Below are 15,054 nucleotides of genomic sequence, written 5' to 3' on the forward strand. Positions count from 1 at the left end.
CCATGGCTGACAGCGTACAACAAAGATGTTTGACCAGCGTGATCGTCATGGCGGCGGTCGGTCTGATCGGACTGACACTCTATACCGCCTACTTCGGGGTCTTCCCCGATGGCATCCAGCGCAGCGCGCATCTGCTGATGGTCATGGTGATGGTGTTCGCCATGGCCCTGATCGGCACCGAGTCTGACGCGGGTGTGCGCGCGCCTGTCGGTATTGGGGCACGCATCTGGATCCTGGCCGCCTTGGCAGGGGCAGTCCTCGCCACCGGCCACCAACTCTTCAATTTCGACGCGATCAACAGCCGCTACGGGGCGATCACCTCCTACGAGATCGTGTTCGGCGTCATCCTCATCGTTGCGCTGTTCGATGCCTGCCGGCGCACCATCGGCTGGCCCATCGTCATTCTCGCTTCCGTCTTTCTCGCCTATGGCTTGCTCGGTGCCTATCTGCCGGACCCCATCGGCCACCGGGGGTATTCGGTCAAACGGGTGATCTCGCAGATTTACCTGGGCGGCGGCGGCATCTTCAGTACGCCACTCGGGGTCAGCGCCACCTTCGTCACCGGTGTCGTGGTGCTCGGCGCCTTGCTGGAGAAGACCGGCGCCGGTCAGGTCATGATGGACTTCGCCACCGCGCTGACCGGCAAGATGCGAGGTGGGCCGGCCAAGGCCGCCGTGGTCGGTTCTAGCCTGATGGGCATGATCTCCGGCACCGCCGTGGCAAACGTCCTGACAACCGGACCGATTTCGATCCCCTTGATGCAGAAGAGCGGCTATCGCAAGGAAGCCGCCGGCGCCATCGAGGCCGTGGCCTCGACCGGGGGCCAGTTGATGCCGCCGGTGATGGGTGCTGCGGCCTTCATCATGGCGGAGTTCACCAACACCTCCTACCTCGTCATCGCCAAGGCCGCCTTCCTCCCCGCCGTGATCTTCTACGCGGTGCTGCTGGCGATGGTCCATTTCGAGGCGGCGCGGCGCAATATTCCGGTGCAGCACGTGGCCGGCACCGTGACCAACTGGCGCAGGATCCTGAAGCACTCCTACCTGCTGCTTCCCCTGCCGGTCTTCGTGAGCATGCTGCTCAACGGCTATTCCATCATGCTCTCGTCCTTCTGGGCGATCATTGCCTCGACACTGATCAGCTATCTGGACCGGGCGACAGCACTGACACCTCGCCGTATCGTCGACACCTGCCTGGCAGCGGCCCAGGCCGTCATCCCGGTGGCGCTGGCCTGCGCCGTGGCGGGGGTGATCATCGGCATCATCACCCTGACCGGCATCGGGCTGAAGTTCTCGAGCCTGGTGGTGATGCTGTCGGGTGGCTCCCTGCCCCTGGCGCTGGTACTGACGATGCTCACCTGCATCATCCTCGGCATGGGCCTGCCGACCGCCGCCGCCTATATCCTGGTCGCCACCCTGGTCGCCCCCGCCCTGGTCGACCTGGGCGTCGGTCTGCTGGCGGCCCATCTCTTCGTGCTGTACTCGGCGATGCTGTCGTCGATCACGCCACCGGTGGCACTGGCTGCCTATGCGGCGGCCTCGATCGCCAAGGGCAACCCTCTCAAGATCGCGGTCCTGGCCTGCCAGTTCGGCATGGCGGCCTTCGCCGTGCCCTACTTCTTCGTCTACGACCCGGCGATCCTGGGCATCGATGTGACCGTGCCCCAGGTGGTGCTGTCGTTCATCACCGCCATCGCCGGCGGGATCTGCGCCAGCGCCGCCATGCTGGGCCACTTCAGCCGGCGCCTGCGCCTGTTCGAACGCCTGGCGTTTGCCCTGACCGCCACCCTCTTCATGAACTCCGACTGGCGCTTCGACCTGGCCGCGCTGGTCCTCCTTGCAGCACTCGTCGTCTGGCTCATGCGCAGCACCCACCCGGCGACGGAGACAGAAAGCACGACCGGGACCGCCCCGGCTTCAACAACAACTAAGGAAACCTCCCATGAAAAACACTCTTAAAGGTGCGCTTGCCGCATCCTGTCTGCTGATGCTTCCAGTGGCGGCCAAGGCCAGTGACTACCTGTCCATCGGTTCCTGCCCGGTACCCTGCACCGCCTATACCTGGGCTGCCGGCGTCGCCGACGTCATCAACAGGAACGTCGAAGGGGTGCAGGCCACCGCCGAGGAAACCAAGGGCTACATCGCCAACATCCGGCTGATGCAGAACGGAGAGATGGAAGCCTCGCTGGCGACCTCGCTGTCGGCCTATGAAGCCTACACCGCCAGCGGCAACTACGAGGGCACGGAGCCCGGCAAGATCATGGCCTGGATGTCAATCGCTCCGGTCGCCATGCACATCCTCACCGTCGAGGGCAGCAGCGTGAATACGCTCGAGGACCTGAAGGGCAAGCGCGTCGGCATGGGCCAGCCCGGCGGGACCTCGATGCTGGATGCCGACCTGCTGATGGAACGCATCGCCGGCGAGGACTATGAGCCCTTCCGTGTGCGCCTTGGCGACATGACCGACATGCTGAGCGACGGCAACATCGACGCCGCCCTGTGGAACGGCTCCTTCCCGTTGCCTCCGGTCATCCAGCTCGCGGCCCAGCGCGACCTCAAGCTGATCCCGGTGGCGGACGATTTCTTCGAAGCGCTGCACGCGGACTACCCGCCCTACTACCGCCTGTCGATCCCCGCCGACACCTATGACGGCGTGACAGAGGACACGCGCACCTATGGCCTGGCCAATGGCCTGGTGATCTCGTCAGACGTACCCGAAGAGCAGGTCTACCAGATGACCAAGGCGGTGTTCGAGAACCTCGATGACCTGGCCGGCATGCATCCAGCCTTTGCCGCGATGTCGGCCGAGACGGTGCTGAACGGCTTCGGCTCGCCGCTGCATCCGGGCGCCCTTCGCTACTACCGCGAAGTCGGCATCCCCGGGATCGAGGAGTTCGTCGCCCGCACCAGCGACGACTGAGCCACCCCCACACAGGAACCAGCGGGGCACCACCCGGGTGCCCCGGTGGCAGACGGCAACAGGAGCTCACACCATGTCTCGACCCAATATCCTGGTCATCCAGGCGGATCAGATGACCGCGCTGTGTCTTTCCGCTTACGGCAAGCCCTACGCGATCACCCCGAATATCGACAAGATCGCCAGAAATGGCACGACCTTCACCAACAGCTATTGCAACAACCCGGTCTGCGGCCCTTCACGCGCCTCGATGATGACCGGACGTCTGCCCTCGGATGTGGGAGTGTTCGATAACGGTGCCGAATTCCTCGCCTCCGAACCGACCTACGCGCATTACATGCGAAAGCTCGGCTACAAGACCACCCTCGCGGGCAAGATGCACTTCGTCGGGCCAGACCAGCTGCATGGCTTCGAAGAGCGTCTGACCACCGACATCTATCCCTCCGACTTTGCCTGGACCGCCGACTGGGATCAGACCGACGAACCCTACGCGCCGTCGCACATGAGCCTGCTCAGTGTGGTCGAGGCCGGGTACTGCCAGCGCAACCTGCAGATCGACTACGACGAAGAGGTGTTCAACGCCGCCAAGCAGGAGATGTTCGATCACGCCAGATCGACGGATGACCGCCCCTTCCTGCTGCATGTGTCCTTTACCCAGCCCCACAACCCCTTCGTCGCGGACAAGAAATACTGGGACATGTACGAGGGTGTCGACATTCCCGAGCCGGAGGTGGCGCACATCCCCTACGAGCAGCGCGACCCCTGGTCGCAGCGCTACTACCTCACCATCCGCCAGGACGAATTCGACATCACCCCGCAGCAGCTCTACAACTCGCGCCGCGCCTACTTCGCCATGGTCACCCATCTCGACACCTTGATCGGCGAGTTGATGGAAACCCTGGAGCGGATCGGGGAGCTCGACACCACCTATATCTTCATCACCTCCGACCACGGCGAAATGCTCGGCGAGCGCGGCATGTGGTACAAGTTCAATCCCTTCGAGGCATCGATCCGTGTCCCCCTGATCGCACAGGGTCCTGGGTTCAAGGCGGGTCACCGCGAAGAGGCGCTCGCCTCGCTCGTCGACCTCCTGCCCACCTTCACCGATATCGCCAGCGGTGGCGGCTTCGACGATTTCGTCGCGCCCTATGACGGACGCAGCCTGCTGCGCCTGCCAAAGCGCGGTAGCGCTGAGGACAGAATCTTCATCGAGTTCAATGGTGAAGGTCTCTACGCCCCGGCGCTGATCATGATCAAGGGCCACCTCAAGCTGGTCCACAGCCGCACCGACCCCAAGATGCTCTACGATCTGACAGCCGACTCACAGGAGCTGAACAATCTGGCAGAGGATCCGGCATATCAGCAGGTGATCGAGGAGATGTTTGCCGAGATGCAGACCCGCTGGGACGAGGACGATCTCGACCGACGCATCCGCGCATCCCAGCGCAAACGGATCTTTGTTCAGGAGGCGATGAAGCATGGCCGCTTCCCCTACTGGGACTTTGGCCCTGCCTACGATCCCGCCAAGGTCTATGTGCGCGGTGGCACCGATCCCAGCACCACAGCCACCAAGCAACGTGCCAGATTCCCCTTTGTTCCGGTGACGCCTCCGGAGAAACCCCGCCACCCCAGGTCCACGAACCAGGGATAAGTGCAACGGCGCACGCCGCACGGTCAGACCGTCAGACGGAAAGGCACGGCCAGAAACACAAAAAAAGGGCGCCCCATCGGGGCGCCCAAGGTCGTTAGTCGAGTCGAGCCCGAAGGCCTTCGTCAACCACCGGGAGCGGGGTCGCTCAATCGCCCGGTGTGGTGTGGCCGGTCTGAACCTCCATGCGCTTTCTCAGGATCGGGCCGACGATGTACGGCAGGATCAGGCCGAGACCGGCGAACAGCCACAGGCCGATGGCCAGGCCGCTGTCCCACAGGATCGTCCAGTCGCCGTCGGAGATGTCCATGGCGTGGCGCAGGTTCTTCTCCATCTCCGGGCCAAGCAGCAGACCCAGGATCACCGGCACCAGCGGGATCTCGAGCTTCCTGAGGATGTAGCCACCGACCCCGAAGGCCACCATGAAGTACAGATCAAAGGTGGTGTTGGAGATCGAGTAGATGCCGACGAAGGCCACCATGGTGACGATCGGCAACAGGTACATCGGCGGCACCGACAGCAGCTTGACGAAGATACCGACCAGCGGAATGTTTAGCACCAGCAGCAGGAAGTTGCCGATCAGCAGCGCCGCGATCACACCCCACACGATATCCGCGTTCTGGGTGAACATCAGCGGACCAGGGGTGATATTCAGCGAGATCAGCAGCGCCAGCAGCACCGCGGTGGTGCCGCTACCCGGGACGCCCAGGGTCAGCATGGGCACCAGGGCACCGCTGGAGGCGCCGTTGTTGCCGGCCTCGGGGCCTGCCACGCCGCGCGGGTCACCTTCACCGAAGTAGCCCTTCTTGCCGATCACCTTCTTCTCGAGGGTGTAGCCGATAAAACTGCCCAGCGAAGCACCGGCACCCGGCAGGACGCCGGCGATAAAGCCGAGGATGCCGCCACGGATGCTCGAGGGCATGATGCCCTTGATGTCGGCCCAGGAAAGCTTGAGCTTGTTGACCTTGATGGTCTTTTTGCCCTTGCCGGCACGGTCCTCGATAAAGAACAGAAGCTCCGAGATGGCGAACAGGCCGACGATGGCGATGATGAAGTCGACACCCTCGTAAAGTTCGAGCACCTGGAAGGTGTAGCGCTGCACCCCGGTATTGTCGATACCGATGGTCGCGATCATCAGACCGATGCAGGCGGCCACCACGGTCTTCATCGGGTTCTTGCCGGTGATACCGCCAAGGGTCGCGAAGGCCAGCAGGAACAGCGCGAAGTATTCCGCAGGACCAAAGGTCAGGGCGAAATCGGCCAGGATCGGCGCCAGCAGGATCAGGCCCACGGTGGCGATCAGGCTGCCCATGAAGGAAGCTATGGCGGAGATCGCCAGGGCCTCGGCGGCCTTGCCCTTCTGGGCCATGGGATAGCCGTCGAGGCAGGTCATCATGGCCGGCTCGTCACCGGGAATATTCAACAGAATCGACGAGATACGCCCGCCGTACATGGCGCCAGCGTAGACCGCAGTGAGCATGATCAGGGCGGTCTCGGGCTTGAGCCCAAGGGTAAAGGCCAGCGGGATCAGGATCGCCACACCGTTGGCCGGGCCGAGTCCGGGCAGCGCGCCGATCAGGGTGCCGAGAAAGGCGCCCAGCAGCGCAAACATCAGGTTATGCGGGGCGAGCGCCACCCCGAAGCCATCGATCAGGTAGCCAAGGGTTTCCATCAGCCCACCTCCAGGAAGGACAGCACACCCAGGGGCAGGGGCAGGTCCAGCGCAAAGTTGAAGATCAGAAATACCACCACGCCGGAAATACCGCCGACGATGAAGGCCTTGACCGGCGGCGCGCCCATGCGCCAGCACAGGGTGCCCACCGCCAGCAGGGTCGCCAGGATGAAGCCGAGCGGCTGCAGCAGGGCCGCGTAGAGCACCAGCACCACCAGGGCGATGATCAGCTCGACGCCGGTGCGGCTCCATGGCCAGGCATTGTCAGGATCCGGGCGCACCACCATGTACAGGCTGGACAGCCCCAGCACGACGGCCAGCAGGTAGGGGAAGGTTTCGGGGCCTACCGCCTCGGCCCCGCCAAAGGGTTCGGGAAACTGGGTAGCGCCCCAGCCGTACGCGACGGCCAGGACGATCATCAAGACCCCGAATACGCGGTCGTTGAACATGCTCATTGCTGGATCAGTCCGATATCTTTGGAGAGCTGGTTGATGTCGGCGATCTGCTCCTTGACGAAGGTCTCGAACTCACCGGCGCTCATGTGGAACGGCATCAGGCCGTTGCTTTCCATGACGTCCTTCCACTCCTGGCTCTCGTAGATGGTGTCCATGGCGTCGACCCAGTACTGCTTGGCGTCTTCAGGAATATCCGCCGGCATGTAGAAGCCGCGCCAGTTCGGACCCACGGCGTCGATGCCCTGCTCCTTGGCGGTGGGGATCTCGCTGAACTCGCCCGGCAGACGCTCCTCGGACAGCACCGCCACCACGCGCAGGTCACCGGACTCCATGAAACCCTGGGCCTCGGTGATGTCACCGGTGAAGGCGTCCACGTGGCCGCCGACCACCTGGGTCATGGCCTCGCCGCCGTTGTTGTAGGACAGGTAGGGGATCCTCGGCAGGTTCTCGACGCCGGCAGCCTGAGCCGCGATCAGCACCTTAAGGTGATCCCAGCCGCCCTTGGCGCTGCCACCGGCGAACTTCACCGCACGCGGGTCTTCCTTGATCGCGTCCATGATGGCGTTGAGGTCCTGGTACTCGCTGTCGGCGCTGACGGCGATGACCCCATAGTCCGCTCCCAGGGCGCCGACCCAGTTGACCATGTCGGCGGTCATTCCCGGGAACTGCCCCTGGGCCAGGCGTGTGGTGGTGGCGGTGGAAGCCGCGACCAGCAGCTGGTCATCACCAGCGCGCTTGCTGACGGTGTGAGCGTAAGCCACGCCACCACCGGCACCGGCCATGTTGACGGTCTGAACACCGCGCGGCACCAGGTCCAGCTCTTCGAGCACGGTACCGACGCTGCGGCAGGTGAAGTCCCAGCCGCCGCCCGGGTCGGCAGGCGCCAGGCACTCGACCTTGCCTTCGGGCTCAAAGGCAACGGCAGTGCTGGCTGCACCGGTGATGGCAGCGATGGCGATCAGTTTGACTGGCGTGTTCATGGACATGACGAAGTCCTCTGTTGTTGTCTGCTGACAGGAGGCACGAGCCGACATCCCGTCGCGATTGACGCCGAGACGGCGCCGAGATTTCCACTTGTTGGAAACTGACACCTGGCTTACAATTCTGTAAGGCAGAACGTCGTTCCCTTGGATGGAAAGCTAAGCCCGGACAGCATCCGGGTCAACGCGCGATCGCGTAATTCCGACCAAAGTTGAATGCCATCGACATCATTCGATACCACCGACAGGAAGGTTCACATGGCACAGGATCGCGTCGAGGCGGTCGAACGGGCCCTCTCGGTCCTGGAGGTCTTCGATACTCCTCAGGATAGTTTCAGTCTGGCAGAACTGGCCGACGCCACCGGCTTCTACAAGAGCACCCTGCTCAGGCTGCTGGCCTCGCTGGAACGCTTCGACTACACCCAGCGAGGAGAGGACGGCCGCTGGCGCATTGGCGGTGCTCCGGTGCGCCTCGCCCGTCGCCACGCCCCCAGTCGCGATCTCGCGGCGCTGATCCAGCCGCTGCTCGACGGCCTGGCGCGACAACTCGGCGACACCGCCAGCCTGCTCGAGGTGACCGCCGGCGTGGTTCACTGTCGCCTGGCCGCCCTGCCCGATCAGAGCCTGCGCCATGACCTTGTTCCCGGCAGCCAGTGGCCCCTTCGAGACACCGACGCTCCGGCGCCGGCCCTTGCGGGAGGCATCATGGTGTGTCGGCGGCTGCCGCTGGAAGGTCGTCACGAACTCTGGCTGGCCCTGTCCGGGCCCGAGGGGCGGTTGGACACACAGGCCGCCGCGACACGGCTCGACGAGGCGGTGACACAGTTGATCGATCAGCGGGACACCCAAGGGAGGCGCGCATGACACTGCTGCTGGTGGAAGACGATCGGCTTCTGGCCGAGACCCTGGTCGATGCCCTCGGCATCGCAGGCCACGAGGTTGTGCATCTCGACAACGGCATCGACGCCCGCGACCGCCTCCAGGGAAATCACCGACTGGACATGGTACTTCTGGATCTGAACCTTCCTGGGCTCGGCGGCCTGGAGGTGCTGGAGGCGTTGAGGCGCCACGACAGCTCGACCCCGGTGCTGATTCTCACCGCTCGCGGCGCGGTAGAAGATCGCGTGCGAGGGCTCGACCTGGGTGCCGATGACTACCTGGCCAAGCCCTTCTCGCTGGAGGAGCTGGAGGCCCGGGTACGCGCCCTGATGCGTCGCCGCGCGCCCTCCGGCCTAATCACCGTGGGCGAACTCAGCTTCGATAGCCTGGCCCAGCGCTTCAGCCTGGGCGACGAGGCGTTGGCACTGCCTCCGCGAGAGCAGCGCCTGCTGGGGTGCCTGATGCGACACGCCGGCCAGCCGGTGGACAAGGCTACCCTGGTGCGTGAAGCCTTCGGCGAGGAGGAACTCGGCGACAATGCCATCGAGGTCTACGTGCATCGTCTGCGCAAGCGCCTTCAGGGGCATCGAGTGAACCTGCGCACGGTGCGCGGTCTCGGCTACCTGCTGGAAGCACCATGAGCGGGGATTCACTGCACCGCCGACTGTTGACCTGGCTGCTGCTGCCGATGCTGATCGTCGGCTCGGTGGTGCTGTGGCGGGCCTGGCTGGACGCCCGTCAGACCGCCGACCGGGCCTTCGACCGACTGCTCGACGCCGCCAGTCTGTCGATCGCCGAACAGGCCCAGTGGCAGGACGATCGCCTCTGGCTCGACCTGCCCCCGGCGGCCCTGGAAATGCTCGCCTCGCGCCACGACGAACGGGTGTTCTATACCCTGGTGGACGCTCGCGGTGAGCGGGTCACCGGCAACGCCGACCTGCCCGGCATCGAAGGCGCCGCCCAGGACGCAAGCGACGTCGTCTATGGCGACGTTGACTACCACGATATGCCTCTGCGCCTCGGCGTGCGCCGCTCTCGGCTTGAGGACTGGCGCCTGCGCGAGCCCTTCGAGATCCGGGTCGCCCACACACGCGAGGGGCGCGACGCGCTCAGCGGCGAGCTGTTTCGCCAGAGCCTCGCCTACCTGCTGGCGGTGGCGGTGCTGTCGGTGGCCGCCCTGCTGATCGCCATTCGCCTGGCGCTGGCACCGCTGACACGACTGCGACGCCAGATACGCACCCGCGATCCGCGCACCCTGGCACCGCTGGAATTGCCTCTGCCGCGAGAGCTGGCCGAGCTGCGCGATACCGTCAACGAGCTGCTGGCACGGATGCGTCGGGTCAAGGCCAACCAGGAACGCTTTATCGGCGACGCCTCGCATCAGCTCCGCACCCCCCTGGCGGGGCTTTCCGCCCGGGCCGAACTGGCCCTGCGCCAGGACGACCCCGCCATCTGGCGCTCGGCCCTGGGCGCCATGCAGACCACCAGCCAGAGCGCCTCGCGCCTGGCCATGCAACTGCTGTCGCTGACCCGCCTGGACAATCCCGAGTACCAGCCCGAACTGGCCCCCACCGATCTGGTTCAGGTCGCCCGTGAGGCGGTGATGGCCCATTGGCAACGCTGTCAGCGCGCCGGCGTCGACCTTGGTCTGGAAGCGCCAGAGGCACCGGTGCACGTGCGGGGGCTCGACTGGCAGCTGGGCGAGGCGCTGGCCAACCTGATCGACAACGCCTGCCACTACGGCGCCAGGCACATCACCGTCGAGGTCAGCGCCGACCCGATCGCCCTGGCGGTCGTCGATGACGGCCCAGGCATCCCCCACGAGCGTCGACTGCTGGTACTGCGCCCCTTTCACCGCGGTGAGCACACCAGCGAAGGCTCGGGTCTGGGCCTGGCCATCGTCGACGGCATCGCCCGCACCCACGGCGCTCGACTGAGCCTCGGTGACGCCCGGCAAGCGCCACCGCCGGGCCTGCGAGTCAGCCTGCAATTTGGCGAAGGCGTCGACAAGGGATCGCCGTCCGCCCCTTCACGGAGCCAGCCATGATATCCCGCACCCTTGCGCTGCCCCCCTGGACCGTTGTCACGCTAGTGGCGTCGCTGGCGCTGTGGTCGCTTCTGCCTGATGAGTCCCTGGCGCAATCCATACCCGAGGCCGGGTCCGACTCCCCCCTCGAGGCACACCCGGGGAACGCCTCGCAGCAGCCAGCCTACGATGAGGTCACCTTCGAAGGGACAGGAGAGTCGTCAGATGCGCTGGTGATCCACGCAGCCCTGGATATCCCCTACGCTCTGCCGCTACTCGAGGACTTCCATCGTCGTCATCCGCGCTACACCATCACCTACCGCAACTTCTCGACGCTGGACGTGCATCAGCGCTTTCTCGACGCCCCGGCAGAGGCCGATGTGGTCATCTCGTCGGCCATGCCCTGGCAGTACCTGCTGGTCAACGAGGGTCACGCCCAGAGCATCGACACCGCCATCACCCAGCGCTGGCCGGACACGGCCAAGTGGCGTCAGGAGCTGTTTGCCTTTACCTTCGAACCCATCGTAATGGTGGTCAGCCGCCGCCTCGAGCAGCGCCTCGGCCCCGTCGACAGCCGCGCCGATCTGCTCGGCCTGCTGGCCGAGGCGCGCTCGCCGCTGCAAGGACGCCTGGTCACCTACGACCCCACCTCCAGCGGCGCCGGCTACACCTACGCCATCGAAGAGTCACGCCTGTCCCCGCGCTACTGGGACCTGGTGGCGGCGCTGGGCAAGGCAGATACCGCCCTGGTAAATACCACCGGCGCCATGCTGGAAGGCCTCAGGCAGGGTCGCTACGACATCGCCTACAACGTGCTGGGCAGCTATGCCCGGGAAAGGATCGCCGATGACCCCGAGCTCAGGCTGGTGATTCCCGACGACTATGCCCTGGTCATTCGACGTCTGGCCTTCGTGCCTCGCCAGGCGCCGCACACGGGGGCAGCGCGCCGCTTTATCGACTACCTGCTGAGCGCCGACGGCCAAAGGGTCATCGCCGAGGCCGGCGAACTCGGCGCCCTGCACCCCCAGCTGGATGGCCCGGGCACCGCCACTGCCATGCGCCGCGACTACCCTGACGGCCTGAGGCCGATTCCTCTGAGCCCCGGCTTGCTGGCGACCCTCGATGAGTTGAAGCGCACCGCCCTGCTCGCCCGCTGGCAGCGCGAATTTCACGATCAGCCGGTCGATACCCGGGCGATCGAGCAGTTCTCGCGGTGACGATGCGCCCTGCCATCGTTGCGCAGACACGACAAGGCCCGCCAGGCAAGCCTGGCGGGCCTGGCGGGCCTTGGTCGATCACCTGCGATCGCACATCTTCGTTTCGACGTACCGATGCTTGTGGCCCCTGTTGGTGCCCCGGGTCAAGCTCCGGGCAGGTAGGTCAGAAGGACCGGCGCGGTGCCGCGCTTGAGCATGCCTAGCTCGCGGGCGGCACGCTTGGACAGGTCGATGACCCGTCCCTGGACAAAGGGGCCGCGGTCATTGATCTCGACCTCGACGCTCTGGCCGGTATCACGACGGGTGACCAGCACCTTGGTACCGAAGGGCAGACTGCGATGGGCGGCGGTCAGCGCCTGCTGGTCGAAGGACTCGCCGCTGGCGGTTCGACGCCCCTGGAAGCGATCGCTGTAGTAGGAAGCCTGGCCGCGCTGGGAAGCAACCTCTCCGTCGTCACGGGCCATTGCCGGCGCGCTCGCAAGCGACGCCATGGCCAGAACAACGGCGGCCGCCCGGGCGGCCATGGTCGATCGACCGGACAACATACGACGCAGAGAAATGGACAACATCATCTTCACCTCAGGTAACCCGCGAGACGCGGGGATTCAGAGCCTGGTGCGAAGTCTCCAGCGATGGCGCACGTTCAATCCGAAGAACGTTCTCGGGGTGACGGATGCTTGCCGTGCATCCACCCACGACTCCCCGCTTGCGCATGATCGAACCAGGCCAGTTGCTCGTGCAGCGATACCACGCTGCCGACGATGATCAAGGTGGGCGGTCGAATGATATCCCGATCATTCAACTTCGGCAAATTAGCCAAGTTGGATAGATGGACGCGCTGGCGCTGGGTAGTTCCCTGCTCGACCAGCGCCACCGGGGTGTCCGGGCTCAGTCCCTCGCCGATCAGGCCCTGGCTGATGTAGTCGAGACTGCCAAGCCCCATGTAGAACACCAGCGTCTGACCGGGGCTTGCCAGCGCCCGCCAGTCGAGTTCGCACCCCCCCTCCTTCAAGTGCCCGGTGATAAAGCGCACCGACTGGGCGTGATCACGATGGGTCAAGGGGATGCCTGCGTAGGCGCTGCAGCCGGAAGCCGCGGTGATGCCCGGTACCACTTCCACCTGAACGCCTTCGGCCACCAGGGTCTCAAGCTCCTCACCGCCACGACCGAAGATGAAAGGGTCGCCCCCCTTGAGCCTGACCACACGCTTGCCCTGACGGGCCCAGTCGACCAGCGAGCGATTGATGTCCTGCTGGGGCAGGCTGTGATCGGAGCGAGCCTTGCCGACGTAGTAGCGATCCGCCGATGCCGGCACCAGCGCCAGGATTTCCTCACTGACCAGTCGATCGTGCAGCACCACCTCGGCCTCGCACAGTCGCCGCCAGGCACGCAGGGTCAGAAGCTCAGGATCGCCGGGACCGGCACCGACGAGACTCACGCTACCGGCCGGAAAGCCACTGTGGGCAGGCAACTGGGAAGGGCTCATGACGGTGGACTCCAGAGTGAACAACGGGCGATGACAACGGGCATCATTATGCCATGCCGGAATTAAACGTCCACTTCGTTATTACCAAAAACACACTTCATTGCTGCTGCAAGGCGTCGTCACCCCACACCAGAGCGCCGCCTTCCCCGACGGGGAAAGCGGCGCTCTGGCGGCTTTGGCAGGGTCAGTGGGGTGACTGTCTTACCCCTTGGCGCTCAGCGTCCGCCGCAGCCTCGGGCTGAGGGTTTCACCGAGACCGGTCATCACGACCAGGATCAGTGCCAGCCACAACCAGTGGGCGGCGAAATCTACAGCGACGATGCCCAGCGCATCGACGAAGATCACCAGGATGCCCAGGGGACTGACGTAGCGCACCATGAACAGCCACAGGGCGTGCATGCCCGCCGGCAGATCCAGCTCATCGCGTACCGCTTCGCTCTTGAGGAAGAAACCGGCCAGCAGCGCCATGCCGAGTCCGCCCAGCGGCATCATCAGACGCGAGGTGAGGAAGTCGAGCCAATCGAAGAAGTGCTTGCCGGCCAGTGTCCAGTCGGCACCGATATTGAACGACAGCATCGCCAGGGTGCTCATCAGCCACAGCACGATGCCGGTGCCCCAGGCGGCCGCCTTGCGGCTGATGCCCTTGTTGTCGTTGAGCCAGGACACCGTGGCCTCGACCATCGAGATCGAGGAGGTCAGCGCCGCCATCGACAGCATGATGAAGAACAGGATGCCAAACAGCGTGCCCATCGGCATCGCCTGGAACGCCAGCGGCAGGCTCATGAAGATCAGGCCGGGTCCGCTGTTGGGCTCCATTCCGTTGGCGAAGATCACCGGGAAGATCGCCAGCCCCGCCATCAGCGCCACCAGGGTATCGGCCACCGCGACTGTCAGGGTGGTACGACCGATGGAAGCACGTCTCGGCAGGTAGCTGCCGTAGGTGAGGATGGCCCCGGAGGCCAGTGACAAGGTAAAGAAGGCATGGCCCATGGCGGCCAGCATGCCCTCGCTTGACAGGCTGGAAGCCTTGAAGTCGAACAGGAAGTGGACGGCCTGACCGAAGCCACCGGAGAACATGCCGTAGACGATCATGATCAGCAGCATGATCACCATGCCCGGCATCATCCAGCCGACGCTCTTCTCGATGCCCTGCTGCACCCCCTTGCCGACGATCACCATGGTGGCCACGGTCACCAGGGTGCTCCAGCCGCCGAGGCTGAAGGGGTTGGCATTGTTAGCGCCGAAGATGGCCGCCATGTCATCGACGCTGGAACCGACCAGTCCGCCGGAGATCATCTTCCACAGGTAGGCGAAGGACCAGCCGGCGACCACCACGTAGAAACTCAGGATCAAAAAGCCGCAGAGCATCGCCATCCAGCCGAACAGCGACCACAGCGAACTGCCTCCGGATTCCTTGACCACCCGGCGAATGGCGTCGATAGGGCTGCCCCGACCACGCCGCCCCAGGGCGATCTCGGTCATCATGATGGGTACACCGACCGACAGGATACAGACCAGGTAGACCAGCACGAAGGCGCCGCCGCCGTACTCTCCGGTCATGTACGGAAATTTCCAGATATTGCCCAGGCCCACAGCGGAGCCGGTCGCGGCCAGAACGAAGCCCCAGCGGCCTAGCCACTGGGTGCGAGAGGGTTCATTGGTTGTCATGACTCACCAGAGATCGCTTGCGCACTTTTGTTTGTCCACCATGGCGGTGGCGCCCTGAAAACAGCCTGAAACAGCACAGACCCAGGGCATCCAGCGCGCCATTGTGA

The 15,054-nt window shown here is 64.7% G+C and carries 13 protein-coding genes; 7 read left to right on the forward strand and 6 right to left on the reverse strand.

Translation table 11 applies throughout. The features are described from left to right. Positions 1-2 precede the first annotated feature (2 nt). The 3 genes from NFG57_RS11780 (at position 3) to betC (ending at position 4,567) form a co-directional block, all read left to right on the forward strand. Entirely contained in the window at positions 3-1,958 is a 1,956-nt protein-coding gene (locus tag NFG57_RS11780) for a TRAP transporter fused permease subunit (protein ID WP_348814377.1), read from the forward strand. Continuing rightward, positions 1,942-2,919: a TAXI family TRAP transporter solute-binding subunit gene (locus tag NFG57_RS11785; protein WP_348814378.1), complete on the forward strand. Its 978-nt coding sequence runs from the start codon at positions 1,942-1,944 to the stop codon at positions 2,917-2,919. Before NFG57_RS11780 ends, NFG57_RS11785 begins: the two co-directional genes overlap by 17 nt. A gap of 73 nt (positions 2,920-2,992) precedes the next feature. Further along, the gene (gene betC / locus NFG57_RS11790) at positions 2,993-4,567 is read left to right on the forward strand and encodes a choline-sulfatase (protein WP_348814379.1); all 1,575 of its coding nucleotides are present in this window, start codon (positions 2,993-2,995) and stop codon (positions 4,565-4,567) included. A gap of 145 nt (positions 4,568-4,712) precedes the next feature. Here the strand turns inward: betC and NFG57_RS11795 are convergent, their stop codons facing one another. Genes NFG57_RS11795 through NFG57_RS11805 form a run of 3 tightly spaced genes read right to left on the reverse strand, consistent with a single transcriptional unit; the run spans position 4,713 to position 7,677 of the window. Further along, the gene (locus NFG57_RS11795; RefSeq protein ID WP_045994005.1) at positions 4,713-6,236 is read right to left on the reverse strand and encodes a tripartite tricarboxylate transporter permease; all 1,524 of its coding nucleotides are present in this window, start codon (positions 6,234-6,236) and stop codon (positions 4,713-4,715) included. Continuing rightward, entirely contained in the window at positions 6,236-6,691 is a 456-nt protein-coding gene (locus NFG57_RS11800; protein WP_045994006.1) for a tripartite tricarboxylate transporter TctB family protein, read from the reverse strand. The genes NFG57_RS11795 and NFG57_RS11800 overlap by 1 nt, the downstream gene beginning before the upstream one ends. Further along, positions 6,688-7,677: a tripartite tricarboxylate transporter substrate-binding protein gene (locus NFG57_RS11805; protein WP_045994007.1), complete on the reverse strand. Its 990-nt coding sequence runs from the start codon at positions 7,675-7,677 to the stop codon at positions 6,688-6,690. Before NFG57_RS11805 ends, NFG57_RS11800 begins: the two co-directional genes overlap by 4 nt. 252 nt (positions 7,678-7,929) lie before the next feature. Here NFG57_RS11805 and NFG57_RS11810 point away from each other — a divergent pair, with 252 nt between their 5' ends. From NFG57_RS11810 to NFG57_RS11825, 4 genes are read left to right on the forward strand one after another with little or no spacing between them, the layout of a single operon-like run. Continuing rightward, the gene (locus tag NFG57_RS11810; protein ID WP_213227107.1) at positions 7,930-8,535 is read left to right on the forward strand and encodes a helix-turn-helix domain-containing protein; all 606 of its coding nucleotides are present in this window, start codon (positions 7,930-7,932) and stop codon (positions 8,533-8,535) included. Next, positions 8,532-9,191 (forward strand): response regulator transcription factor, encoded by a 660-nt coding sequence (locus tag NFG57_RS11815; protein ID WP_045994009.1) that lies wholly within the window; start codon positions 8,532-8,534, stop codon positions 9,189-9,191. Before NFG57_RS11810 ends, NFG57_RS11815 begins: the two co-directional genes overlap by 4 nt. After that, the gene (locus NFG57_RS11820; protein ID WP_348814380.1) at positions 9,188-10,597 is read left to right on the forward strand and encodes a sensor histidine kinase N-terminal domain-containing protein; all 1,410 of its coding nucleotides are present in this window, start codon (positions 9,188-9,190) and stop codon (positions 10,595-10,597) included. Before NFG57_RS11815 ends, NFG57_RS11820 begins: the two co-directional genes overlap by 4 nt. Next, on the forward strand, positions 10,594-11,793 hold the full coding sequence (locus tag NFG57_RS11825) for an ABC transporter substrate-binding protein (protein WP_348814381.1): 1,200 nt from the start codon (positions 10,594-10,596) through the stop codon (positions 11,791-11,793). The genes NFG57_RS11820 and NFG57_RS11825 overlap by 4 nt, the downstream gene beginning before the upstream one ends. 143 nt (positions 11,794-11,936) lie before the next feature. Here NFG57_RS11825 and NFG57_RS11830 read toward each other — a convergent pair whose 3' ends face one another. The 3 genes from NFG57_RS11830 to NFG57_RS11840 form a co-directional block, all read right to left on the reverse strand. Continuing rightward, entirely contained in the window at positions 11,937-12,284 is a 348-nt protein-coding gene (locus tag NFG57_RS11830) for a septal ring lytic transglycosylase RlpA family protein (protein WP_108448868.1), read from the reverse strand. A 152-nt stretch (positions 12,285-12,436) separates the two neighbouring features. Further along, complete coding sequence (gene cobA / locus NFG57_RS11835) at positions 12,437-13,279, reverse strand: uroporphyrinogen-III C-methyltransferase (RefSeq protein WP_253551820.1); 843 nt, start codon at positions 13,277-13,279, stop codon at positions 12,437-12,439. A gap of 201 nt (positions 13,280-13,480) precedes the next feature. Beyond that, complete coding sequence (locus NFG57_RS11840; protein ID WP_045994012.1) at positions 13,481-14,947, reverse strand: sodium-dependent transporter; 1,467 nt, start codon at positions 14,945-14,947, stop codon at positions 13,481-13,483. Between the last annotated feature and the right edge of the window lie 107 nt (positions 14,948-15,054).

The sequence above is a fragment of the Halomonas sp. H10-59 genome, from assembly GCF_040070555.1.
GTDB classification, from domain to species: Bacteria; Pseudomonadota; Gammaproteobacteria; order Pseudomonadales; family Halomonadaceae; genus Halomonas; species Halomonas litopenaei.